The 21,716-nt window shown below is 61.8% G+C and carries 26 protein-coding genes; 6 read left to right on the forward strand and 20 right to left on the reverse strand.

Annotated features, from left to right (window positions below; all coding sequences use genetic code 11):
• The 8 genes from VGO04_RS19145 to VGO04_RS19180 all read right to left on the reverse strand — a co-directional run.
• The coding region (locus VGO04_RS19145; protein ID WP_327497620.1) for a flagellar basal body protein at positions 1-103 on the reverse strand (103 nt) is incomplete at its 3' end.
• 11 nt (positions 104-114) lie between these two features.
• Positions 115-456 (reverse strand): flagellar hook-basal body complex protein FliE, encoded by a 342-nt coding sequence (locus tag VGO04_RS19150; RefSeq protein ID WP_327497556.1) that lies wholly within the window; start codon positions 454-456, stop codon positions 115-117.
• Entirely contained in the window at positions 456-875 is a 420-nt protein-coding gene (flgC, locus tag VGO04_RS19155) for a flagellar basal body rod protein FlgC (RefSeq protein WP_327497557.1), read from the reverse strand. The genes VGO04_RS19150 and flgC overlap by 1 nt, the downstream gene beginning before the upstream one ends.
• A gap of 5 nt (positions 876-880) precedes the next feature.
• A complete protein-coding gene (flgB, locus tag VGO04_RS19160; RefSeq protein WP_327497558.1) occupies positions 881-1,261 on the reverse strand; it encodes a flagellar basal body rod protein FlgB in 381 nt (126 codons plus the stop codon).
• 170 nt (positions 1,262-1,431) lie between these two features.
• A complete protein-coding gene (locus tag VGO04_RS19165; protein ID WP_327497559.1) occupies positions 1,432-1,986 on the reverse strand; it encodes a flagellar protein in 555 nt (184 codons plus the stop codon).
• On the reverse strand, positions 1,986-3,377 hold the full coding sequence (gene fliI, locus VGO04_RS19170; protein WP_327497560.1) for a flagellar protein export ATPase FliI: 1,392 nt from the start codon (positions 3,375-3,377) through the stop codon (positions 1,986-1,988). The genes VGO04_RS19165 and fliI overlap by 1 nt, the downstream gene beginning before the upstream one ends.
• 18 nt (positions 3,378-3,395) lie before the next feature.
• Complete coding sequence (gene flgF / locus VGO04_RS19175) at positions 3,396-4,121, reverse strand: flagellar basal-body rod protein FlgF (RefSeq protein ID WP_327497561.1); 726 nt, start codon at positions 4,119-4,121, stop codon at positions 3,396-3,398.
• Positions 4,122-4,123: 2 nt separating this feature from the next.
• Entirely contained in the window at positions 4,124-4,903 is a 780-nt protein-coding gene (locus VGO04_RS19180; RefSeq protein WP_327497562.1) for a DUF1217 domain-containing protein, read from the reverse strand.
• 182 nt (positions 4,904-5,085) lie between these two features.
• On the opposite strand from VGO04_RS19180, the gene motA reads away from it, so the two are divergent.
• The 6 genes from motA (at position 5,086) to VGO04_RS19210 (ending at position 10,405) form a co-directional block, all read left to right on the forward strand.
• The gene (motA, locus tag VGO04_RS19185) at positions 5,086-5,964 is read left to right on the forward strand and encodes a flagellar motor stator protein MotA (RefSeq protein ID WP_327497563.1); all 879 of its coding nucleotides are present in this window, start codon (positions 5,086-5,088) and stop codon (positions 5,962-5,964) included.
• A gap of 4 nt (positions 5,965-5,968) precedes the next feature.
• Positions 5,969-6,913: a FliM/FliN family flagellar motor switch protein gene (locus VGO04_RS19190; RefSeq protein ID WP_327497564.1), complete on the forward strand. Its 945-nt coding sequence runs from the start codon at positions 5,969-5,971 to the stop codon at positions 6,911-6,913.
• 60 nt (positions 6,914-6,973) lie between these two features.
• Positions 6,974-7,582 carry a flagellar motor switch protein FliN gene (gene fliN, locus VGO04_RS19195; protein ID WP_327497565.1) on the forward strand — a complete coding sequence of 203 codons (609 nt, stop codon included), beginning with the start codon at positions 6,974-6,976 and terminating at the stop codon, positions 7,580-7,582.
• A gap of 29 nt (positions 7,583-7,611) precedes the next feature.
• Complete coding sequence (gene fliG, locus VGO04_RS19200) at positions 7,612-8,643, forward strand: flagellar motor switch protein FliG (protein ID WP_327497566.1); 1,032 nt, start codon at positions 7,612-7,614, stop codon at positions 8,641-8,643.
• A 239-nt stretch (positions 8,644-8,882) separates the two neighbouring features.
• Positions 8,883-9,959, forward strand: a complete 1,077-nt coding sequence (gene flhB / locus VGO04_RS19205; RefSeq protein ID WP_327497567.1) for a flagellar biosynthesis protein FlhB — start codon at positions 8,883-8,885, stop codon at positions 9,957-9,959.
• A gap of 5 nt (positions 9,960-9,964) precedes the next feature.
• Positions 9,965-10,405, forward strand: a complete 441-nt coding sequence (locus tag VGO04_RS19210; RefSeq protein ID WP_327497568.1) for a hypothetical protein — start codon at positions 9,965-9,967, stop codon at positions 10,403-10,405.
• Positions 10,406-10,523: 118 nt separating this feature from the next.
• Here VGO04_RS19210 and visR read toward each other — a convergent pair whose 3' ends face one another.
• The 12 genes from visR to VGO04_RS19270 all read right to left on the reverse strand — a co-directional run bounded on the left by visR (position 10,524) and on the right by VGO04_RS19270 (position 21,705).
• Positions 10,524-11,270: a transcriptional regulator VisR gene (visR, locus tag VGO04_RS19215; protein ID WP_327497569.1), complete on the reverse strand. Its 747-nt coding sequence runs from the start codon at positions 11,268-11,270 to the stop codon at positions 10,524-10,526.
• A 12-nt stretch (positions 11,271-11,282) separates the two neighbouring features.
• A complete protein-coding gene (gene visN, locus VGO04_RS19220) occupies positions 11,283-12,023 on the reverse strand; it encodes a transcriptional regulator VisN (protein ID WP_327497570.1) in 741 nt (246 codons plus the stop codon).
• A gap of 840 nt (positions 12,024-12,863) precedes the next feature.
• Positions 12,864-14,540 carry a flagellar basal-body MS-ring/collar protein FliF gene (gene fliF / locus VGO04_RS19225; protein WP_327497571.1) on the reverse strand — a complete coding sequence of 559 codons (1,677 nt, stop codon included), beginning with the start codon at positions 14,538-14,540 and terminating at the stop codon, positions 12,864-12,866.
• Between the two features lie 358 nt (positions 14,541-14,898).
• Positions 14,899-15,291 (reverse strand): chemotaxis protein CheT, encoded by a 393-nt coding sequence (gene cheT, locus VGO04_RS19230; protein WP_327497572.1) that lies wholly within the window; start codon positions 15,289-15,291, stop codon positions 14,899-14,901.
• 73 nt (positions 15,292-15,364) lie between these two features.
• Positions 15,365-15,919: a chemoreceptor glutamine deamidase CheD gene (gene cheD / locus VGO04_RS19235; protein ID WP_327497573.1), complete on the reverse strand. Its 555-nt coding sequence runs from the start codon at positions 15,917-15,919 to the stop codon at positions 15,365-15,367.
• Positions 15,916-16,305 carry a response regulator gene (locus VGO04_RS19240; RefSeq protein WP_025425902.1) on the reverse strand — a complete coding sequence of 130 codons (390 nt, stop codon included), beginning with the start codon at positions 16,303-16,305 and terminating at the stop codon, positions 15,916-15,918. The genes cheD and VGO04_RS19240 overlap by 4 nt, the downstream gene beginning before the upstream one ends.
• The gene (locus VGO04_RS19245; protein ID WP_327497574.1) at positions 16,305-17,366 is read right to left on the reverse strand and encodes a chemotaxis response regulator protein-glutamate methylesterase; all 1,062 of its coding nucleotides are present in this window, start codon (positions 17,364-17,366) and stop codon (positions 16,305-16,307) included. The genes VGO04_RS19240 and VGO04_RS19245 overlap by 1 nt, the downstream gene beginning before the upstream one ends.
• Positions 17,363-18,271, reverse strand: coding sequence for a protein-glutamate O-methyltransferase CheR (cheR, locus tag VGO04_RS19250; RefSeq protein WP_327497575.1), 909 nt, complete (start codon positions 18,269-18,271; stop codon positions 17,363-17,365). Before cheR ends, VGO04_RS19245 begins: the two co-directional genes overlap by 4 nt.
• Positions 18,268-18,738 (reverse strand): chemotaxis protein CheW, encoded by a 471-nt coding sequence (locus VGO04_RS19255; RefSeq protein WP_327497576.1) that lies wholly within the window; start codon positions 18,736-18,738, stop codon positions 18,268-18,270. The genes cheR and VGO04_RS19255 overlap by 4 nt, the downstream gene beginning before the upstream one ends.
• 5 nt (positions 18,739-18,743) lie before the next feature.
• A complete protein-coding gene (locus VGO04_RS19260) occupies positions 18,744-21,023 on the reverse strand; it encodes a chemotaxis protein CheA (protein ID WP_327497577.1) in 2,280 nt (759 codons plus the stop codon).
• A 19-nt stretch (positions 21,024-21,042) separates the two neighbouring features.
• Positions 21,043-21,408 (reverse strand): response regulator, encoded by a 366-nt coding sequence (locus VGO04_RS19265; RefSeq protein ID WP_065784641.1) that lies wholly within the window; start codon positions 21,406-21,408, stop codon positions 21,043-21,045.
• Between the two features lie 3 nt (positions 21,409-21,411).
• The gene (locus tag VGO04_RS19270) at positions 21,412-21,705 is read right to left on the reverse strand and encodes an STAS domain-containing protein (protein ID WP_327497578.1); all 294 of its coding nucleotides are present in this window, start codon (positions 21,703-21,705) and stop codon (positions 21,412-21,414) included.
• Between the last annotated feature and the right edge of the window lie 11 nt (positions 21,706-21,716).

Genomic DNA, 21,716 nt, shown 5'->3' on the forward strand with positions numbered 1-21,716 from the left:
GCTTGTAGCCGGTCGTGTTGATGTTCGCGATGTTGTTCGCGATCACTTCCAGGTTCAGCTGCTGGGCGTTCATGCCGGTGGCGGCGATGGAAAGGGCCTTCATGTCTCGTTCCTTCAGATCTGCATGCGCGCGATTTCGAGATAGGCGGTGACCACCTTGTCGCGGATCGCGATCGCGGTCTGCAGCGATTGCTCGGCGTTCATGACCGAATCGACGACCTCGCGGGTGTTTGCCTGACCGCGGATGCCGTCGAGCGACGCGCCCTCGGCCTTCTTCATTGCATTGATGGTGTCGGTCGCCATGTCGCCGAGAACCGAAGCGAAGCTTTGCCCCTGCGGCACGCCCGGGGTCGCTGCAAGCGAACCAAAGACCGACGAGGACGAAGACGAGGCACGTGTGCCATCCGTCTCTTTCGTGACGGAGAATGCTCCGAGGGATTTAACTGCATCGATCATTATTGCGAGGCTCTCAACAGGTCGATTGTCTGGGAAATCAGGTCGCGGGACTGCTTGATGGTCTGGAGGTTGGCCTCATAGGCGCGGTTGGCTTCGCGCATGTCGGCCATCTCCACCAGGATGTTGACGTTCGGCAACTTGACCATGCCCTTTTCGTCGGCGGCCGGATTGCCCGGATCGAACTCGATGTTGAAATCCGAATCGTCCGTGCCTTGCCGCTCGATCTCGACCAGCGAGGCGCCGCTTGCGCGATCGACTTCGGCGGCAAAGCTGATGGTCTTGCGGCGATAGGGATCGGCGCCCGGCACGTCGCCGGTGGAGCGGGCGTTGGCGATGTTTTCGGAGACGACGCGCAAGCGGGTCGATTCCGCCTGCAGGCCGGAGGCCGATACCTTGAGGGCCGAGGTCAATGGATCCATGGTTCTTACTTCCGTACCGTCATCAGCATCATTCGGTGAAAGGCTTTCACGAGACCGGCGCTGAGCTCGTAATCGCGCTTGATCTCGCCGGTCTTCATCATTTCCTGCTCGATCGCGACGGTGTTGCCCGACTGCTGGATCTGCACGCCGTCGACCATGCCGACTTCGGCCACCTGGGAGGCTGCAAAGCTGTCGGTGAAATGCGCCTTATTGGTCGCCGCCATCTGGAAACCGCTGTCCTGCAGAACGCTTTCGAACGGCTTGACGTCCTTGGCCTTGTAGTGCGGCGTGCTCGCATTGGCGATGTTGCCGGCCACCACGTTCTGGCGAACGGTCAGCCATTGCGCTTGCCTGGACGCCAGTTCGAAAAGCTGAATCGGTTGCATCAAAAGCTCCATGCTTGGTGATGCGAACCTAGGCCGGTAATCTTGCGTGGGACTTTCGTCGGAAGCGCGTCGCCCGAGAACGCGGACTGGGGCGCACGGGGCTAAAGGCAAACGCAGAATGCCGCGCACTCGTAGCGAAGGCGCGGTGAAAAGCGGTCAGGCGTCCCGGGTCAGTTGGCCCGATAGACTTCTCCGGACGAAGTAATCATCACCCAATCGCCATCGCGCTGTTCGAGTGTGGCGAGACGGCTGTTGTCGGGCAAGATCGAGCCGATGCGCACGATATACATGCCGTGCGTGTCTTCAATGAGCGCGCGGCCGTTGGCGACGTGCATCAGCTTGAAGCCCGATTTGCCGGGAAAGGGCTGCGACAGCCCCTCTTCCGAAGCGGCGCCTTCGGGACCCGGACCGCCACCAATGCCAGGCACCGTTGCAGTGGTCAGCTGGTCGATCGCGGCCATCGTCTCGCCATCCGCATCGGGCATGGCCAGCGGCGAGACAGAGACGACGTTGCGCGCCGCACCCTCGGGCAGGTTGCGGGTCGAGCCCTGCCACAGCGGCGGCATGGTGAACTTGTCCTGGTGGAAGAAGGCATACCAGGGAAAGAAGGTCGCGAACGCGGCAAGGGCGACGCCGGTCGCGGCCAGGAACTTGTCGGTCATCGGCATGCGGCTTCGCTTGCGCTGATGCACCGTTTCGTCCGCATCGTAGTCGGTCAACGCCATTACCTCGCTCTCGCACCCGGCTGATTGCCCATCGCCGCCGCCTTCAACGCGTTGGCGAGGTCGCCAAAGGCGTCCTGTGCCGGGCGCTCACCGGCCGTTTGCGTCAACACGTCGTAGATGACCGGCACCTGCTTGATCGCCATGTCGAGGTCCGGATCGCCGCCGGGGCGATAGCCGCCGATCAGGCGAAGGTCGCGGGTTTCTTCGAAGCGGTGGATCAGCGCCTTCAGCCGCGACACCAACTTCTCCTGATCCGGCGTCCAGGCCTTGCGCGCCAGGCGCGAGATCGAGGCGAGCGGATTGATCGGCGGGTAACGCCCTTCCTCGGCGAGGCTGCGCTCGAGAACGATGTGACCGTCCAGAATACCGCGGGTGCTGTCGGCGATCGGATCGTTGTGATTGTCGCCGTCGACGAGAATGGAAATAATCGCCGTGATCGTGCCTGCGCCTTCAGTGCCGGGGCCGGCACGCTCCAAAAGACGCGGCAGTTCGGTGAAGACCGAGGCCGGATAGCCGCGCGCAATCGGCGGCTCGCCGGAGGCGGTCGCAACTTCACGGATCGCATGGGCGAAACGGGTGACACTGTCGACGATCAGGAGCACGTTGTCGCCGTTGTCGCGGTAGTGCTCGGCGATCGTGACGGCAGTCAGCGGCGCCATCTTGCGCAGCATTGGACTTTCATCGCTGGTCGCCACGACCGCGACGGACTTAGCAAGGTTGTCGCCGAGCGTGTCCTCGATGAATTCGCGCACTTCGCGACCACGTTCGCCGACAAGCGCGATCACCACCTTATCGAAGGCATCGGCACGCGCCAGCATCGAAAGCAGGGTCGATTTGCCGACGCCGGAGCCTGCGAAAATGCCAAGGCGCTGGCCGAGGCAGAGGGGCGAAAAGATGTCGATCGCTCTGACGCCAGTGAGGAACCCCTTCTCGACCCGCTTGCGGGTCATCGACGGTGGCGCCGTGTTGGAGATCGAGCGGCGCGTGTCGCCCTGCGGCAGCGGGCCCAGACCATCAATCGGTTCGCCAAGCGCATTGATGGCGCGGCCACACCATTCATCGGTCGGTGCGACGCGGAAGGCACCCTTGCGGATGACCGTATCGTGGATGCCGATCGGGTCACCCGGCTCGATCGGGCAGACGACCACCCGCTCCGGCTCGACCCGCACGACTTCGCCCAGATGGGTCCCGGTGACGCTCTTGTGCGCAACGAAATCGCCGAGCCGCACATGCCGCGACAGCCCCGTCACCGTGTAGTGACCAGGCGAAATCGTCTGCACGTGCCCGCCGGGCGCGATCGAGAATTCGGGTTTGGCATAGCGCTCGACCAGGCCGGCCAGTGCCGCCAGAGCTGTCGATCCCGTACTTGATTTCAGACCTTCGCTTTGCATGCCGATGTCCGTCAGAGATTAGCGGGCGCCGCCGAGGGTCTTGATCGCTTCCTCGAGCGAACCCTCACCGTCGCGCAGCAGCGCGGTGATGTTGTCGAAAGCGCGGGTGACCATGATCAGCTGCGACATTTCCTGGACAGCATTGACATTGGACTCCTCGACGAAGCCCTGCATCACGCCCACGTCAAAACGGTCAACCACAGGCTCGGCCTGTGCGGCCGGCTGCACGGCGCTATTGTCGAGGCGCATGAAGCCCTTGCTGAAATCGGCCTCATAGAGACCGAGCGAGGCGACGGCGACGCCGCCCTGATGGAGCGCACCATCGGCGCCGACGGTGATCTCGCCGCCATTGCCGTTGAGCTGGATCGGCGCGCCGCCGGCATCAAGCACCGGATAGCCGCGGATTGTGACGAGGTCGCCGGTATCCGTGAGGGTGAACCGTCCGTCACGCGTCAGCGCCGGTCCGGAGGGCGTCTCGATCTGGAACCAGGCGTCGCCCTTGATGGCGAAGTCGAGCGCCGAGCCGGTGCGCGACAGCGAACCGTTGCTGGTATTCAGGAACTCCTCGCCCTTGCTGACATAGGCAACCTTCACCGGCTTGGTGTCGCCGAGCATCTGGTTGAACTTCACCTCGGTGCCGCGAAAGCCAACGGTGTTGGAGTTCGCAATGTTGTCGGCGAGTGTGTTGAGGCGCTTCTCAAGGGCCATCTGCGACGAAATCGCGACGTATAGACCGGTTTGCACGTTCAGTTTCCCCCGAGTTTCAGGCTGTTGATGGACAGGAGAAGATCGGAAGAAATGCCGTAGCCGCTCGATGAGCCGAAGACCGCGAGCGGATCGTAACCGTCCGTTGAATTTTTGACTTCCCAGAGTGCTGTGAACCGGTCGAGAAACTCGGTCACCTTGGTCGGATCCTGGAAGTCCTTGAAATCGAGCGCCTGTTCGTAGGCTTCGGCCTGCCGATCGACATTGGTCGCCGCGAATTCGTCCGGCAGCTGCAGTGTCGTTCGCACCACCTGGGCCAGCGCCTCGTCGGCGATGATGGCATAGCCGCTGTTGATTGTCGGCGCCATGCGCGAGAAGTAAAGCGCGAGGCGCACGCCGGCATTTTCCTCGCCGGCGTCCTGCTCCAGCGTCTGGCGGGCATACTTGTCGGCGACGCCCTTCTGCGCCCGGTCGAACGAGGTCGCAGCTGCGCCATGGGCGGCGAAGTTCAGCGATTCGACGAGCTGTTTGTAACGATTGTCCGTCAGCTTGTTGGCAAAGGCGTCTTCCTTGTCGACGCCTTCCGTCAGCGCCTTGCGGATAAACGCCTTGGCATAGGTCATCTCTTCCAGACCATGTGCCTTCATCGCGTAATTGTAGAGCCTGTTATCGGCAAAGAAGTCGTCGATCGATTTCACGTCGCCGATCTTCGACAGATAATATTCCGTCTCGCGCGCCACGTCGGGCTGCTCGGCAACGCGGGCGAGCGACTTCGTCAAGTCGGCCGTTATCAGCTTGTAGCTCGTATAGGTCGTGGTCACGATCGGTTCGCCCCTGCCGCAATAAGACAGGCAGACCATGAGCCTGCCCTAACAAATCCTGACCGGAGAGCCTTGCGCGAACCTGTTCCGACGTTGCGCGCCATTGCGGGTACCGGCCAGCCTCACGCAAGGCTGAAACCGTATCCCGTTAGCGGAAAATAAGATCGCGGCAGGTATCGAAAATGAATATCATCATCGGGCTTCTTGTGACGTTCGGCTGTATCCTCGGCGGCTATCTGGCGATGGGCGGCCATATGGAAGTCCTCAACCAGCCCTTCGAGCTGCTGATCATCGGCGGCGCCGGCATCGGCGGCTTTATCATGGCCAATTCGATGAAGGTGGTGAAGGATACCGGCAAGGCGCTCGGCGAAGCCTTTCGCCACAAGGTGCCGAAGGAACGCGAATATCTCGACACGCTTGGCGTTCTCTATTCGCTGATGCGGGATTTGCGCACCAAGTCGCGCAACGAGATCGAAAGCCACATCGACAACCCCGAGGAATCCACGATCTTCCAGTCGGCGCCGACGGTTCTGAAAAACAAGGAACTGACGGCTTTCATCTGCGACTACGTGCGCCTGATCATCATCGGCAACGCCCGCTCGCACGAGATCGAAGCGCTGATGGACGAGGAAATCCAGACCATCACCCATGACAAGATGAAGTGCTACCACGCGCTGACCACCATGGGCGACGCCTTCCCGGCGATCGGCATCGTCGCGGCCGTTCTCGGCGTTATCAAGGCGATGGGCGCCATCAGCGAAGCGCCGGAAGTTCTCGGCGCCAAGATTGCCGCCGCTCTGGTCGGCACGCTGCTCGGCGTGTTCCTGTCCTATTCGATCGTTGCGCCGCTGGTCGCCAACGTCAAATCGGTGCGTGAAAAGCAGAACCGGCTCTACATCATCGTCAAGCAGACGCTGCTTGCCTACATGAACGGCTCGGTGCCGCAGGTTGCGCTCGAATACGGCCGCAAGACCATCTCGGCCTATGAGCGTCCGTCGATCGACGCGGTCGAGCAGGAAATGATGAACCCCGGCGGCGGCGGCGAAAGCAAGGCGGCTTGATCCCATGAATTCCGCGACATCCAACGTTCACGCATTCGACAGAAAACTCCTGGCGCGCATGACCGGCGCACTCGGTGACGACAAGGTCATCGGCCGGCTGGCACTCGAACTTGGCCAGGTCTTCGGCGAATTCCTGCCCGACATGTGCCGGGCGGAAACGGGTCTCGAGATCGCCATCGGTTATGCCGGCTACAGGACGGGGCTTCGCCGCGACCTGATCGCCGCTCTCGGCACGGGCGTGCTCGTCAGCGACGTTTCCCTGCGCAACTGGTGCCCGGATTTCCAGATCGGTTGCGACAGCCCGATCATCATCACTCTGGTCGAGGCCCTGCTTGGGGCCGAACCCGCCGGCATCGAGGAACCACAGCCGCGCTCGCTGTCTCAGATCGAGATCGACGTCGCGGTGCCGCTCTTCGAGAAGATTGCCGACGTCTTGCGCACGGCCGTCAATGCGCCCGGTGGTTTCGAAGCGGTCGTCGAACGTCCGCTCAACAGCACGGCACGTCCGAAACCCGATCCGACGATCGAGGACGTCCATGCCGGCGCCATCGACATGACGATCGGCTTCGGCCCGGTCCTGTCCACGTTCTCGATCATCATTCCGCAGAGCGTGCTCTTGAAGACCACGATCGTCTTCCCCAAAGGCAGCGGCCAGCAGCGCAAGTCCAAAGCCGAATGGACCGAACAGCTTGAGGAGCAGGTTCGCCGCTCGGCGGTGACGATCGAGGCCAGGATCCGGCTCGAAAGCCTGACGCTCGACACGATCAGCCGCCTCCAGCCAGGCGACGTCATTGCCTTCCACGACACCCAGGACGTGCGCGTCGACGTCAACGCCAATGGCCGCGACCTCTATGTCTGCGAATTCGGGCGTTCCGGGGCGAAATACACGGTTCGGGTCAAGGATACCCACGGCTCCGAGCAGGATATCCTTCGCCACATCATGAGTTAAATCGGCCTGCCGCTCGCGCGCAGCATGCCTGAGGCAAGCTTCAACTGGAATAGTTCTCACATGGCACCCAAGAAAGCACCCATAAACGAACAGGCAGACGTCGCTGTCGGAGACATGGAACTCGACCAGGCGATCAACGACCTGCGCGGTGTCCTGAAGCAGGATTCGGACACGCCGGCAGCCTTCGGTTCGGAGTTCGGCGGCGAGCCTTTGGCCGCGGCAACCGATTTCGGCGGCGACTTTGGCGCACCCGCCGGTGGTCTCGACGCGTTCGGCGGCGATTTCGGCTCCAGCGACTTTGGCACCGACATCGGCGGATCCTCCACGTCGAACGACTTTGGCGGCACGGACTTTGCAGCGACGTCCTTCGACAGCGCAGACGCGACCGTCGACACGCCGCCCGGCAGTGGCATGACGTCCAACCTCGACCTGATCATGGATATCCCGATCGATGTTCAGATCGTGCTCGGCACCAGCCGGATGCAGGTTTCCGGCCTCATGAATCTCAGCGAAGGCGCAACGATCGCGCTGGATCGCCGCATCGGCGAACCGGTCGAGATCATGGTCAATGGCCGGGTGATCGGCCGTGGCGAAATTACCGTTCTCGACGGCGACGATACCCGTTTCGGCGTCAAGCTCATCGAGATCAAGGGCAGTAAGAAGTCATAGAGCCCGATGATCGGGCGAAGGATAAATCCATGATGGATTTCGAAAGTTTCGAGGCGCAGGCGCTATCAAGGCCGCTCAGCCAGACAGACAAGGCGGCGGCCGTTCTGCTTGCCATGGGCAAGGGCGTCGCCAGCAAGCTGTTGAAGTTCTTCACCCAGAGCGAACTGCAGTCGATCATCGCTTCGGCGCAATCGCTGCGCGCCATCCCGCCGCATGAACTGGAAGCCCTCGTCAACGAGTTCGAAGACCTCTTCACCGAGGGCGCCGGCCTCATGGACAATGCCAAGGCGATCGAGAGCATTCTCGAAGAAGGCCTGACCCCGGATGAGGTCGACGGCCTGCTCGGACGACGCGCCACGTTCCAATCCTATGAAGCCAGCATCTGGGACCGTCTGCAGGAATGCGACCCGGCAGCCGTGTCGGTTCAGCTCGCCAAGGAACATCCGCAGACGATCGCTTATGTCCTGTCGATGATGCCATCGAGCTTCGGCGCCAAGGTGCTGCTGCAGCTGTCCGAAGAGCAGCGCCCGGACATCCTGAAACGTGCCGTCAACATGAAGGACGTCAATCCCAAGGCCGCGGCGATCATCGAAAACCGCGTCATGGAAATGATTGCGGAGATGGAAGCGGAACGCAATTCGGCAGGCCCCGCAAAGATCGCCGAAGTGATGAACGAACTCGACAAGCCGCAGGTCGACACCTTGCTCGCTTCGCTCGAATCGCTCAGCACCGCGTCCGCCAACAAGGTGCGCCCGAAGATCTTCCTCTTCGACGACGTGCTCTACATGCCGCAGCGCAGCCGCGTTCAGCTGTTCAACGACGTATCGACCGACATTATCACCATGGCGCTGCGCGGCTCGACTTCGGAACTGCGCGAATCGGTGCTCGCCTCGATCGGCGCTCGCCAGCGCCGCATGATCGAGTCCGACCTTGCCATGGGTGACACCGGCATCAACCCGCGCGACATCGCAATCGCCCGGCGCTCGATCACCCAGGAAGCCATCCGACTGGCCGCCAGCGGCCAGCTCGAGCTCAAGGACAAGGAAACGCAGGCGGCCTAACCGGGCAGCCACCGCTTCCTGTCGGCGCGCGCCCGTGACGTGGGCGCGTCATTCCCCCCAAAAGACAGCATTTCCTGTTGAGCCCCGGTCTTTGCCGGGGCTCAACCCCTTGTCTGGCCTGCCGTCCGGGTCCACTACAAGAACGCGGTCAGCGCTGCTGCAATTGAGCATGCGGCGCACTCTGTGCGCCCGCTCGGACGCGCGACGCTGTGGTGGGAACCGGGGGGACTTCCTGTTTCATGTCGGACGATCAGGATAAAGACAGCAAAACAGAAGCGCCGTCTGAGAAAAAGATGTCCGACGCGGCCGAGAAGGGCAATGTGCCCTTTTCCCGCGAAGCGACGATGTTTGCCTCGACGCTGGCGATCTACATCTTCTTCGTCTTCTTTCTCGCCGACGGCGTCGGCACCATAACCGAAGCTCTCAAGGATATCTTCGAGCAGCCGGAGGCCTGGCGGCTGGAGAATTCCACCGACGTGGTGGCGCTCATCACCCATCTCGTCTGGAAATCGACCGCCTTGGTCGTCCCGATCTTCGTACTGCTGATCGTGTTCGGTGTCGGTGCCTCCATCTTCCAGAACCTGCCGCTGCCGGTTCTCGACCGTATTCAGCCCAAGATGGAGCGCGTTTCGCCAATCGCCGGCCTGAAGCGCATCTACGGCATTCAGGGCCTCGTCGAATTCGCAAAGTCGCTCTTCAAGATCATCATCGTTTCCGTCGCCGTCGTTCTCGTGCTTTGGAATGACTATTTCGCGACGCTCGACCTGATGTTCTCCGATCCCGTCACGATGTTTTCGACGATGTCGGGCGATCTCAACCAGATCATGATCGTCATCCTGCTTGCGACCGCGGTGCTCGCCATCGCCGACCTCTTCTGGTCGCGACACCATTGGTACACGGAACTGATGATGACCAAGCAGGAAGTGAAGGAGGAAATGAAACAGGCGCAGGGCGATCCGATCGTCAAGTCGCGCCTGCGCTCGATGCAGCGTGACCGGGCACGCAAGCGGATGATCTCATCCGTGCCGCGTGCGACGCTCGTCATCGCCAACCCGACGCACTACGCCGTCGCCTTGCGTTATGTCCGTGAGGAGAGCGATGCGCCCGTCGTGGTGGCAATGGGGCAGGACCTGGTCGCGCTCAAAATCCGTGAAATTGCAGAGAAAAACGGCGTGCCGGTCTTCGAGGACCCGCCCCTTGCACGCTCCATGTTTGCACAAGTCTCGGTGGATAGTGTGATTCCACCCGTGTTTTACAAGGCTGTCGCCGAACTCATTCACAGGGTGCATGCATCGCAACCAAAACGGATGACATAACTCCGATGAAAAAGTGCGAATTCTCCGAGACGCGAGAACAGATCGTAGCTGAAGCAATCCGCCCTGTGGCGACCGAACTGCGTCTGATCGACGCCGCTGACTTCATCGCGCTTTTGCGGTTCGAGTCCTATGCCAGCCTCGCGGATCTCGTCGAGTCGGCAGCGGAGCTCTATTTCCTGCCAGGTACCGTGAACTTCGGCCTCGGCGGCAACTACAATCTGGACTGGAACTGCGAACCGGAAATCGTCCTGGACCTCGAACTCAAGCCGCGCGGCGTCACCATCTACGCACGCCTGTCGCTCGGAAACGAGACGGCCGGTATCGAAATCAGCCACATCAACTTCCAGAACCCGTCGTCCGACCCGAACGAGAACACGGTCTTTCTGGCGCAGAGCCTGGCCGATTCGAAGTTCATCAAGTCCTACGAGTTGCCACTGGCGAGCTGAAGCCTTCGTTCGGCGGCCTCATTCGGCTTCGAACGGAAAACGCGGCGTCGGCTCCTGGCGGACAGCCGCTTCACAGCTGCGCTGGAATTTCCCAGACACCGCGATCTGCCAGACGAGTTTAGCTGATGTAGCCAAGGCGGATCGCCTTGGCGATCGCCTGGATCCGGTTCACCGAATCGAGCTTCGTCGTCGCAGCGCCGAGATAGGCGTTGACCGTATGGACGGAGAGGCCCATGCGTTCGGCGATCTCTTCGCTGATGTGGCCGTCGCCTGCCATCTGCAGGCAGGCGATTTCGCGGTCGCTCAACGTTTCCGACGGCGCAACCCGTTTTTCATCCGCCGCCAAGAGATCGGTCATGATCATGCAGCTACGACCGTGCAGGTCGACCACCAGTTCCGCCGAGGCATCGACATAGCTGCCGGCGAAGACAACGTAGCCGTTGCCCTGCGCACCGAGCCTGACCGGAAAGGCGATGCCCGAATAGGGCAACTTGCGCCCCTTCAGCCGATAGGCGAAGGGCGCCAGTTCGGAAAGTTCGGCCGCCTGGTACTCTCCTGCCCCGTTCCAGAGAACCGGCAGCAGCGATTGGTCGAGATGGGCGACCAGTTCTTCGCCATAGGCGGTGACGAGATCGTGCGCATTCGCCTCGGCAAGCGGGCCCCAGTTGTCGAGAACGCAGCTCAGCTTTCGCGCAACCCCCGTGCCTTTGCCGTTAAGGCGCAACACCGCGAAATGCTTGGCATTGATCTGACGCTGCATGGCCTGCAGGCGCGTCACCAGGGTCGCCGCGCGCGCCGCGCGATTGCCGTTCTTGGCAAGCTTCTGCTCGTCCTCGATCCGCCCGCCGCCGAGAAAATGCGTCATCGCGTCCGTTCCTCACACAAGATTGTTGCGCACCGCGTAGGCAATCGCTTCCGACCGCGTCCTGGTCGCAGTCTTGCGCATGACGCTGGTGATGTAGTTGTTGATGGTGTTGCGCGAGATGCCGAGAATGACGGCGATTTCCTCGCTTGTCTTGCCTTCCGCAATCCAGAAAAGGCACTCAAGCTCGCGGTCGGTCAGCTCGAAGTCGCGGTCGTGGCGGACTTCGGCGCGAGCGGTGAAGCTCGCCAGATAACCCGCCAGCAACGTGACGTCGCGCAGGCTCTCCTGTGACAGGATGACGTCGTCGGGAACCAGAAGCATCAGTGCGAACCGCAGCCGTCCGACGTTGAACGTGACGGCGCAGTACTCGCGGCTGATCCCCCGAGGCAGATCGATATCGTCAGGCAGCGCGTGGAAACATGGCTGCAGCACCGCCAGGCATTTTTCCAACTCGGTGGTCTTGGCATGGAGCGCGGTGATGACGCCGGAGAGACGCCGCACGACATCGAACGGCCAGTCGGAGCAGACCACGTGATCAAGCCCACTGTCTTGGGAGAGGTCGTAGCGAGCGAGCAGATAGTGACTGCCGCCAACATACTCCGTCAGCGCAGAAAGACCGCTTCCAAGAGCGCCGCGCCCGGCGACTTCGCCCAGTCGTCGCAAAAGCTGATCGCGCGAGAACCCACCGCCGCGTGCGCGTGTCGGTGCCGTCGGCAAAGGCCAGACAGCGATGTCTGCTTGCGATATGTCCATGAGTTCAGCCCCTGTGCCGGATCCACATCCCGGAACTGCACTTGCGCTGCCGCCGCCAACAGCCGGCCGAAGCCGAATATCACCACCAGTCGCAGATCAGGACGCGAATCAACTGTTAAAAATGTACATCGGGCTGCGAAAAAAAACATCGCCCTCTTCTGGCTATTTACTTCGCGCCGCGTGCGTGTCGCGATTCGCGGCAGCGACGCATCGCCATTGAAGGCTCAGCCGCGGCAGACGCCGCCGTGCGACGGCAACGCATTGATAGGCAACGTATTTTTTCCCGTCACCTTATCGACAGCGCACGGTCGCCGCGCCTGCGCACCCCATTCGGAGACGGCATGAGCGCGATTTCGCCCCGAAAAAGGACCGATTTATGCGCGCCCTGAAGATTAGCAACCCCGAGAGATTATACTTTGTTTTCACAGCTGTGGCTGAAATGCACCAATTCATATTCCGACGCTGCTCATTTTATCGATATATAAATAGTGAAATTCATAGAATAAACCGCTGTATATGGAAGGATATATTTCCAATGATCTCTGTATTGCGAGATGTCGGCATAGTAGACAGCGGCAACAAATGCACGCCATACGGGCGCGACGAATCTATAAATTAAGATACCGTTAAAACATTACCATCAGCAGCACCCGCGGGGACTCGCCCGGACTCACTACGAAACTTGAAGCAAATTGGCAGCGTGGCAAAAGATGGCAGCCGGACTCGCGCAATATTTGCCCCGAACATGGAAACAGCCACCGCGCCTGTCTTAGGCGGGAAAAAACAAATCCCGCCACAAGGGCGGGATCTGCATGAACATCGAGGTCTTTCGGGTGCCGATCAAGCGGCCTTGTCGAGAGCCCATTTGCGCAGGATCTTTGCCGCGCGCTCTTCGCTGATTTCGACCATCCGCGCTAGGCGCCGCTCCGGCCCTTCCTTGACGCGGCGGTTGAAGCCGCCGCTGTCGTCGCCCATGCTGAGCAGGTCGTCGGTGCTGTCGAAGCCGAAGTCCGATCCGAAGCCATCCATGAGCGCGCCGCCTGCACCGGCAGTGGCCGGGGAGAAGTCGGGCAGTTCGAGACCGGCGGCTTCGCCCTGGATTTGGCCGGCGCCACCACCAAGACCAAGCTGGCGGGCAAGCGGTCGCATGCCCATCCAGACGACCAGGAAGGCGACCACGATGAAGGCAAGTGCATTGATGATACCGCCGAGATTGCGGGTCAGCGTCTCCATCACGCCGGGGCCGGCAACAGCCTGGTCGAGCAGCTGCGTCTCGACGAAGTCCATGGCGGTCAAGGTCACGATATCGCCGCGGTTGGTGTCGAGACCGGCGGCCGAGGCGACGATCTTCTGCATGTCGGCGAGATAGGCATCGATCTTCGCCTGGTCGGCCGGTTCGCCGACCATGGCGGCGAGGCGACCGCGATTGACGACAACGGCGACGGAGAGCCGCTCGATCGTGTAGCTGTTCTTGACCGTCGCGATCGTCTTGCTGTTGATCTCGTAGTTGGTCTGCTCTTCCTTTTTCTCGGCTTCGTCGCTCGACTTCGGGCCGGCGCCGCCGGTCGGGGCGGCCTGAGGAATGTTCTGCTGGACGGTTGCGGCATTGTCCGGCTGCTGCTGGCTGGATTTCTGCTCTTCCTTGGTGACGCGCGTGGAGCGTTCGACACGCGATTCCGGATCGAAGACGGTTTCCTGGATCTGCTGCGTGTCGGTGTTGAGCCGCGCCGTCACGCTGGAGCGGAAGTTGTCCATGCCGAGGAAGGGGGCAAGCGCGTTGTCGATCTTCTTCTCAAGTTCGCCCTGGACGTTCTGGACGACGCCGAGCGACTGGTTGAGGGCGCTGTTGGACGGATCATCGCCGGAGGCAAGCAATTGGCCCGTCGAATCGAGCACGGTCACGTCATCGACGTCGAGCCCCGGTACGGACGAGGCGACGAGATGGCGGATGGAAGCGGCAGCGCCGCGGCCAACCGTGGCGCTGGCGCGGATCATGACCGAGGCGGTCGGGTTCTGGTCGGCTTTGCGGAAGCTGCCGCGCTCCGGCATCACGATGTGGACGCGAGCGGCGGCAATGCCGGAGATCTGCTGGATGGTACGACCGATTTCGCCTTCGAGCGCGCGAACCCGGGTGACTTCCTGCATGAAGGAGGTGAGACCGAGCGAGCCGACATTGTCGAACAGCTCATAGCCGGCGTTGGCGCTGCTGGGCAGGCCACGTTCGGCGAGCAGCAGGCGCGCCTTGCTCGTCATTCCGACGGGTACCTGGATGCTCGCGCCGTCAGCCCCGACATTGAAGTCGACGTTGGCTTCGGCCAGCGCGATACTGATCTGGGTGACATCGCTGCGTTCAAGCCCGACATAAAGCGTCTCGAACGAGGGTCTGTTGACGTAAATACCGGCCCCAAGGACCATGCCGACCGCGACGATGCCAGCTGCCGCCAGCGCAATCAGCTTGCCTTGCCCGAGATTGCTCAGGTTCTTCGTGAACGTCGAGAGTTGATCCAACAGACTCATTCTGTTTCCGCACCCAGTATCGCAAGGCCTTTGATCCGGTCATCGGACGAGAGCCCTGCGCAGTTCCTACATTCGGGTTTGCTGGGTATCGACATGCCGCGTATCGACTTCCAATTCGCACGAATCTACCAGCCCCGATCGGGACCCTAGGAAACGAAACTTGCGCGAACTTGGCTTAATGAGCTCTGACGAGCCGGCGAATGCAGGCAAATTCGGACTTGTGCACAGCCTGAAAATTGCGGAAACCGCTGCACTTTGCGAAGCGCGGCACAGCTACGACGCGCCAACAGGCGCGCCATGGTGCTGATTTTTAAGGGAATGTTGACCGGGCGTGGCCCGCGCCTGAGCGCGACAGGCGCTAGAAGGCCTCGAAATCGCCCGCTGCTTTCGTCAGTGGCTGCGAGTGGCCGTGGCGCAACATGCCGTTTCCAAGCGCCTTTTTCATATCGGCAAGCTTGACCAGGCTGACGGCGGTGGTGACGTCGACCATCCATGCGTCGGGGATCGCCGCGGTGATCGTGTCGATGAACTCGGCAAGCCCGCGTGTCTTCTGCACCGCCAGGTCGATGCCCTGCAGCACCATCATCTTGTCCGGGTTGGCAAGTGCGTCGACGCCCTGGTCGCCCAGGAGCTGCGGCTCGATGCGCTCAATCAGGTAGGCAACGTCGTGCAACTCGGTGACGATACGCATCAGCACTTCGGGGAGCGCTTCTTCCACGTGCGGCATGTGGCCCTGGTAGTCGGTCTGCATCGGTATGTCTCACGTGGCTCGGGGCTTCGGTAGAAGGTCGTATTGCGGCCTGCGAGGCGCCTGCCTCGCAGGTTTAGAAGAATTCGATCGAGCTTTCGGCCGGCTTCGGCGGTGCGACCGGACGCTGCTCCATCTGCACGGTGCGCTGGGTTTCTACACCGGTCAGCGCGTATTGCCGGGCCCGACCCGAGGAAGGCCAGTACTCAAGCTTGCGGCCGTGCTCGCCACCCGTGCTCTCGCCGACGATGCGGATGCCTTCGTCGAGCAGGAACTGCCGGGCAAAGGCGGCGTTCTGCTCACCGACGTTGGAGAAGCGGGCAATCGTCTTGGCGCCACCGAAGATCTTGGCTTCGAGGCGATCGCGCCGCGCACCCTGTTTCAGCAGGCCGTTGATGAGCAGTTCCATGAGATGGACCCCGTAGCGGGTCGCATCGCCGCCGGACGCTGGCGACGTTGCAGAACCGGGCAGCAGAAAATGATTCATGCCGCCGACGCCGACCACGGGATCGCGCATGCAGGCTGCCACGCAGGAGCCGAGAATGGTCGACAGCACCACATTGGGATCGTTGAAGACCTTGTACTCGCCCTGGATGACATGCACGCGCTTGCCGGCGGCTTCATTGTTCATTTGAGCGCCCCGAATACGGCTTCGATCGCTGCCTTCATCTTTTCGATGGTGAACGGCTTGGCCAGCACGTTGTTGGCACCAAGCGCTGCTGCCTTCTGGACCAGTGCACGGTCGCCCTGAGCCGTCAGGATGATGAACGCCGCCTTCTTGGTCGCTGGGTTGGAGCGGACCGCCTGCAGGAGGCCGAGGCCGTCCATCTTCGGCATGTTGAAGTCGGAGATCACCAGGTGATGCGGGTTCTGGGCCATGATCTTCATGCCCTGCTCCCCGTCACCGGCTGCGGTGATCTGCTTGAAGCCGAGCTGCTGAAGGGCGTCGCCCAAGAGCAGGCGGCTCGTCACCTGATCGTCGACGATCAGAACTTTGATTTTTTCGGCGATGGACATTATTCGCTTCCTTCCTTGCGGAGTGCCGCTGCTTTCAGGACCTCCTCCCCGATGGATCCGAGGGGAAGCTGAGTTTCAACGGCGCCCAATTCATAGGCGACTCTCGGCATGCCGTAGACGACACATGTTTTTTCGTTCTGGCCGAAGGTCTTTGCTCCGGCATGCCGCATTTTCAGGAGACCGGAGGCGCCGTCGCGCCCCATGCCGGTCAGGATCACACCGATCGCGTTGCGCCCGGCAAGTTCGGCCACCGAATCGAACAGCACATCGACCGACGGGCGATGTCCGTTGACCGGATCGCGGTCCACCAACCGGCAGCAAGGTGCCGTGGGGTTTGCGACCTGCAGGTGACGCTCGCCACCGGGCGCCAGATAAACCTTGCCGATCTCAAGCCGTGCGCCGTCCGTCGCCTCCTGCACCGTCGGCGCGCAGAGCCGGTTCAGCCGCTCGGCGAAGCTCTTGGTGAACGTGTGCGGCATGTGCTGCGTGATGACGGTTGGCGGGCAGTTGGCCGGGAACTTCTGCAACACCGTGATCAGGGCCTCGACGCCACCCGTGGAAGCGCCGATCGCGATGATCTTGCGGCCGGCCCGGTATTCCGAGGCGGTGTTTGCGTTGGCGGCCGCGGGAGACGCAGCGGCCTTGTTGCCGGTGATGATGAACTTGCGCTGCGAACGGGCCGCAGCCTTCACCTTGTCGACGAGACCGGCGAAGGGATGCGGGTCGCCCGGATGCGGCTTGCCGACGCAATCGAAGGCGCCGATTTCGAGCGCGGCGATCGTCGCTTCGGCACCCTTGTGGGTCAGCGTCGAAACCATGATGACCGGCATCGGCCGCAGCCGCATGATCTTGTCGAGGAATTCGAGGCCGTTCATGTTCGGCATCTCGATGTCGAGGGTGACGACGTCAGGATCGAGCTGCTTGATCGCCTGGCGTGCTTCCATGGCATCGGCCGCCTGGCCGACGACGGTTACATCAGGATCGGCGTTGAGCACAGCGGTGATCAGGCCACGCATGGTGGCGGAGTCGTCAACGACGAGAACACGAGCGGGAGCGGTCATGCCCGACCTCCATGAAATTTGCCGGTGTGGCGGTAGGTGGTGATGCCGATGTTGTCGAAGTGCGCCTTGGCGTCTCCCGACACGCGCTCGGAGTGGCCGATGTAAAGATGCCCGTCGGTGTTGAGCATGCCAGCGAAGCGCGACCAGATCTTCATCTGGGTCGGTTCGTCGAAATAGATCACCACGTTGCGGCAGAAGATCACGTCGAACGGCCCCTTGAACGGCCACTGCGCCATCAGGTTCAGCTCGTTGAAGGTGATCAGCCGCTTGACCCGGTCGTCGACCTGCCACTTGAAGCGGCCGCCGGCATTGACCTCGGAGAACCATTGCTTGCGCATGGCCGGGTTGACGGTTTCGAGCGCGGTCGCGTCGTAGGCGCCGGCGCGGGCAAGCGCCAGGATCTTCGGGTCGATGTCCGTCGCAAGGATGCGGAAGTCGTAGTCGGCGGCGTTCGGCAGCAGCGACAGCACGGTCAGCGCGATCGAATAGGGCTCCTGCCCGTCCGAGCAGGCTGCCGACCAGATGCGCACCCGGCCACCCGCCTTGGCGCGCGCGATCAATTCCGGCAGCACGTCCGTCTTCAGGTGTTCGAAGTGATGGTTCTCCCGGAAGAACCGGGTGAAATTGGTCGTCAGGTGCGAAAGCATGTCGCGGCGGGCGGCGGCACCGGCCGGCGAGGCGACCAGCTGGCAATAGTCGCGGAAGCCCTTGAGCCCGAGATTGCGGATGTGCTTGGACAGCCGCGAATAGACGAGCGATGCCTTGCTCTCGTTGAGGTAGATGCCGGCATCCGCATAGATCATCGCGGCGATCTCGGTGAGATCGCGACGGGTCAGCGGATACTCGCCGCTTGCCAGGCACTCGTCCGGCGACAGCTTCTGTTCGAAGGCGACCTGGTTCCTCATGCGGCTTCCCTTTCTTCCTGCGGGAAGATCGCTTCCAGCTCAATGAGGCAAATCATCCGGCCTTCGATCGCGAGTACGCCGCGGGCGAAGCTCTTTTCGAACTCCGACGAGATGACGTCGGGTGTCGGCTGGACCTTGTCGTCGGTGATCGTCAGGATGTCGGACACGGCATCCACCAGGAGGCCGACGACCTGACGCTTGACCTGGGCGACAATGATGACATGGCGCACAGTCGGCTCAGCCGGCTTCATGCCGAGCCGGGCCGAAAGATCAACGATCGGCAGCACGGCGCCGCGCAGGTTGATCACGCCGAGCACATAGGGTGGTGCATGCGGCATCGATGTTGCAGGCGTCCAGCCACGGATCTCGCGCACCTGCATGATGTTTACGCAGAATTCCTGATCGCCGACGCGGAAAGCGATCAGCTCTCGCCCGTCCGTGGTCAGATTTTTTGCGGCATAGGTCATTGTCATTATCCGGCAGCAGCAAGTGACATTTCAGGTTTCAGCGAATGCCCGCGCGAGGCGGCGACAATCGCATCGACATCAAGGATTAGCGCCACACGCCCGTCGCCGAGAATGGTCGCGGCGGCGATGCCTGGCACGTGGGTGTAGTTCGCCTCAAGGCTCTTGATCACCACCTGGCGCTGCCCCTGGATCGCGTCGACCATGAGGGCACGCTGGCCACCACCTTCCGACTCGACCAGCAGGGCGACACCTTCGACCGGGTTCGCCTGGGTGCCGCGGAAGTTGAGGATGCGGCCGACGTCGACGAGCGGGCAGAAGGAGTTGCGGATCGAGATCAGCCGCTGGTTGGAACCGAACGAGTGGATCGCAGACGCTTCCGGCTGCAAGGTCTCGACGATCGCGGTCAGCGGCACGACGAGGGTCTGGTTGGCAACCGTGACCACCATGCCGTCAAGTACGGCGAGCGTCAGCGGCAGACTCATGGTGAAGACCGAACCGTGGCCCGGTTTCGAGGAGATGTTGATGCGGCCGCCGAGCGCCTGGATCGAGCGCTTGACCACGTCCATGCCGACGCCGCGGCCGGAGATGTCGGAGATCTTGTCGGCCGTCGAGAAGCCGGCGTGGAAGATCAGGTTGTCGATCTCTTCGTCCGAGAGGTTTGCGTCGGCTGCGATCAGGTCGTTGTCGATCGCCTTCTGGCGCACCTTCTCGCGGTTGATGCCGGCGCCGTCGTCGGCAAGCTCGATGACGATGCGGCCCGAACGGTGCTTCGCCGTCAGGCGAACCGTGCCTTCGGCGCTCTTGCCGGCGGCAAGGCGCTTTTCAGGCGTTTCGAGGCCATGGTCGACCGCGTTGCGGATCATGTGGGTCAGCGGTTCGGCGAGCTTGTCGATGACCGTCTTGTCGACTTCGGTGTTCTCGCCTTCGGTGATGAGACGGACCGACTTGCCGGTCATGTCGGCGATTTCGCGAACGATACGCGACATGCGCTGGAAGACCGGCTTTACCGGCTGCGCACGGATCGCCATCACCGAATCCTGGATCTCGCGGGTGAGCTGCTGCAGCTCTTCGAGGCCCATGTTGATCGAAGACGTGCCGTTGGTGTCGTTTTCGACGACGCTCTGCGACAGCATCGCCTGGTTGATGACGAGCTCGCCGACAAGGTTGATCAGGCGGTCGACGCGGTCGAGATCGACGCGGATGGTCGGCGTGCCGGCCGCCTGCTGGGCAGCAGCGCTCTGTGCGGCGGCACTGGCAGCGGGTGCCGGCTTTTCCGCCGGCGCGCGGGCGGCAGACTGCGCCATCTGCAGCACGTTGCTGGCGGTACCCGCGGCGGTCACTGCGGTGCGAATGTCCTGCTGCTGGGCGGCGAGCTGTTCTTCCTCCTCGACCACGCCAACAGAGACTGCAGGTTCGTCATCAAGGATCGACAGATCGAACGGAACCGGCTGCATCGGCAGCTCTTCGCCGGGCTGCGAGGCCTCGTCCTCGACGAGCGAGATTTCGAGATCGCAATCCCATTCGGCGAATTCGAACACCGTGCGGATCGCGTCCTCGCCCTTGTCGGACTTGAGCTGGATCTTCCAGAAGAAGTAAGCGCTTTCCGGGCTCAACCGATCGAGCGTCGGCAGATCGCCCATATCGCAATGGATGCTCATCTCGCCGAGGCGGGAGAGGTCGCGCAGAAGCAGCGTCGCCTCGTTGCCCTTGGCATAGAGATCGGACTTCGGCTTGAAGACGATGTCGTAGACGGGCATTTCCATCAACAGCGGCTCTTCGGGCGTATCGAAATCGTCGAAGGAGAAGGCGACCGGCTGGAAGCCTTCGTCGTTGACGACGGGGGCCGCTGCGACCGGTGCGGCCTTGGCGACCGGCTCGGGAGCCGCCGACGCCTGCGGCACTTCACCGTTCGCCAGAGCTTCGAGTTCCTTGATCAGCTGGCGGCTGCGCGCCTCGTCGACGCTGCCGCCATCGCGGGCAGCGTTCGTCAGATCGGCCAGAACGTCGGCCGACTTGAGCATGACCTTCAGAACCTCAGGACCGGGGTCGAGCCTGTTGGAACGAACGCAATCAAGTGTCGTCTCGAACACGTGGGCGAAGGAGACGAGGTCGTCCAGTCCGAAGGCGCCCGCGCCACCCTTGATGGAGTGCACCGCGCGGAAAACGGCATTGACCGTTTCAGGGTCGCGATCGCCGTCATTGAGCTTCAGCAGACCCGATTCCAGCTCGGCGAGTTGCTCCTCGCATTCCTGGAAGAAGATCTCTTTGATTTCGTTCATATCCATTGGAGGCTATCCCCGGACTTCAGGCCGTTACGCGCTCGATTGCATCAATCAGTTTGGTCGGGTCGAACGGCTTGACGATCCAGCCGGTTGCTCCCGCTTGACGCGCACGGTTCTTCTTCTCTGCGTCGCTTTCCGTGGTCAGCACCAGGATCGGAACGGCGCGGTAACGGTCGTTCTTACGCACACCTTCAATGAAACCGAATCCGTCGAGGCGCGGCATGTTGATGTCGGTGACGATCACGTCGGGGTTGGCTTCCTCGAGAACCTCAAGACCCTCGACGCCGTCTTCCGCCTGGATCGTTTCGAAACCGGCATTGTTCAACGTGACCAGCAGCATGTTTCGGATCGTCCGGGAGTCGTCGACCGTCAGAACGCGCTTCTTCATTTCTCAAATCTCCTTTGCCATCAGATGATCGATCTCGACCCCGATGAGCTGTGTCGTTTTCTCGAAAGCGTCCGACACCTTGCTGAAGGTGAAAGACAAATGATCCTCTTGCCAGGTCTTGGCACCGGCCATCAGCACCTGGACACAAAGCGTACCCACCCGCTCGACAGCCGACGCGTCGATCACGATGTCGCTGCCCTTGAGCGCGAGCAGCTTCTCATGCAGCGCAGTCGCCTCGTTCAGGTCCAATACCGGAGCGAGGCTGAGCGTCTTTTGAGCGGTCTTCTTGCTGGCCATTCCTGTCTTCC

The organism is Ensifer sp. (genome assembly GCF_035999185.1).
GTDB lineage: Bacteria > Pseudomonadota > Alphaproteobacteria > Rhizobiales > Rhizobiaceae > Ensifer.

What these genes read in the sequence shown, in the direction of transcription:
- VGO04_RS19150 (WP_327497556.1), bottom strand. Translation starts at nt 456, where the DNA reads ATGATCGATGCAGTTAAATCCCTCGGAGCATTCTCCGTCACGAAAGAG.
- flgC (WP_327497557.1), bottom strand. Translation starts at nt 875, where the DNA reads ATGGATCCATTGACCTCGGCCCTCAAGGTATCGGCCTCCGGCCTGCAG.
- flgB (WP_327497558.1), bottom strand. Translation starts at nt 1,261, where the DNA reads ATGCAACCGATTCAGCTTTTCGAACTGGCGTCCAGGCAAGCGCAATGG.
- VGO04_RS19165 (WP_327497559.1), bottom strand. Translation starts at nt 1,986, where the DNA reads ATGGCGTTGACCGACTACGATGCGGACGAAACGGTGCATCAGCGCAAG.
- fliI (WP_327497560.1), bottom strand. Translation starts at nt 3,377, where the DNA reads ATGCAAAGCGAAGGTCTGAAATCAAGTACGGGATCGACAGCTCTGGCG.
- motA (WP_327497563.1), top strand. Translation starts at nt 5,086, where the DNA reads ATGAATATCATCATCGGGCTTCTTGTGACGTTCGGCTGTATCCTCGGC.
- VGO04_RS19190 (WP_327497564.1), top strand. Translation starts at nt 5,969, where the DNA reads ATGAATTCCGCGACATCCAACGTTCACGCATTCGACAGAAAACTCCTG.
- fliN (WP_327497565.1), top strand. Translation starts at nt 6,974, where the DNA reads ATGGCACCCAAGAAAGCACCCATAAACGAACAGGCAGACGTCGCTGTC.
- fliG (WP_327497566.1), top strand. Translation starts at nt 7,612, where the DNA reads ATGATGGATTTCGAAAGTTTCGAGGCGCAGGCGCTATCAAGGCCGCTC.
- flhB (WP_327497567.1), top strand. Translation starts at nt 8,883, where the DNA reads ATGTCGGACGATCAGGATAAAGACAGCAAAACAGAAGCGCCGTCTGAG.
- VGO04_RS19210 (WP_327497568.1), top strand. Translation starts at nt 9,965, where the DNA reads ATGAAAAAGTGCGAATTCTCCGAGACGCGAGAACAGATCGTAGCTGAA.
- visR (WP_327497569.1), bottom strand. Translation starts at nt 11,270, where the DNA reads ATGACGCATTTTCTCGGCGGCGGGCGGATCGAGGACGAGCAGAAGCTT.
- visN (WP_327497570.1), bottom strand. Translation starts at nt 12,023, where the DNA reads ATGGACATATCGCAAGCAGACATCGCTGTCTGGCCTTTGCCGACGGCA.
- fliF (WP_327497571.1), bottom strand. Translation starts at nt 14,540, where the DNA reads ATGAGTCTGTTGGATCAACTCTCGACGTTCACGAAGAACCTGAGCAAT.
- cheT (WP_327497572.1), bottom strand. Translation starts at nt 15,291, where the DNA reads ATGCAGACCGACTACCAGGGCCACATGCCGCACGTGGAAGAAGCGCTC.
- cheD (WP_327497573.1), bottom strand. Translation starts at nt 15,919, where the DNA reads ATGAACAATGAAGCCGCCGGCAAGCGCGTGCATGTCATCCAGGGCGAG.
- VGO04_RS19240 (WP_025425902.1), bottom strand. Translation starts at nt 16,305, where the DNA reads ATGTCCATCGCCGAAAAAATCAAAGTTCTGATCGTCGACGATCAGGTG.
- VGO04_RS19245 (WP_327497574.1), bottom strand. Translation starts at nt 17,366, where the DNA reads ATGACCGCTCCCGCTCGTGTTCTCGTCGTTGACGACTCCGCCACCATG.
- cheR (WP_327497575.1), bottom strand. Translation starts at nt 18,271, where the DNA reads ATGAGGAACCAGGTCGCCTTCGAACAGAAGCTGTCGCCGGACGAGTGC.
- VGO04_RS19255 (WP_327497576.1), bottom strand. Translation starts at nt 18,738, where the DNA reads ATGACCTATGCCGCAAAAAATCTGACCACGGACGGGCGAGAGCTGATC.
- VGO04_RS19260 (WP_327497577.1), bottom strand. Translation starts at nt 21,023, where the DNA reads ATGGATATGAACGAAATCAAAGAGATCTTCTTCCAGGAATGCGAGGAG.
- VGO04_RS19265 (WP_065784641.1), bottom strand. Translation starts at nt 21,408, where the DNA reads ATGAAGAAGCGCGTTCTGACGGTCGACGACTCCCGGACGATCCGAAAC.
- VGO04_RS19270 (WP_327497578.1), bottom strand. Translation starts at nt 21,705, where the DNA reads ATGGCCAGCAAGAAGACCGCTCAAAAGACGCTCAGCCTCGCTCCGGTA.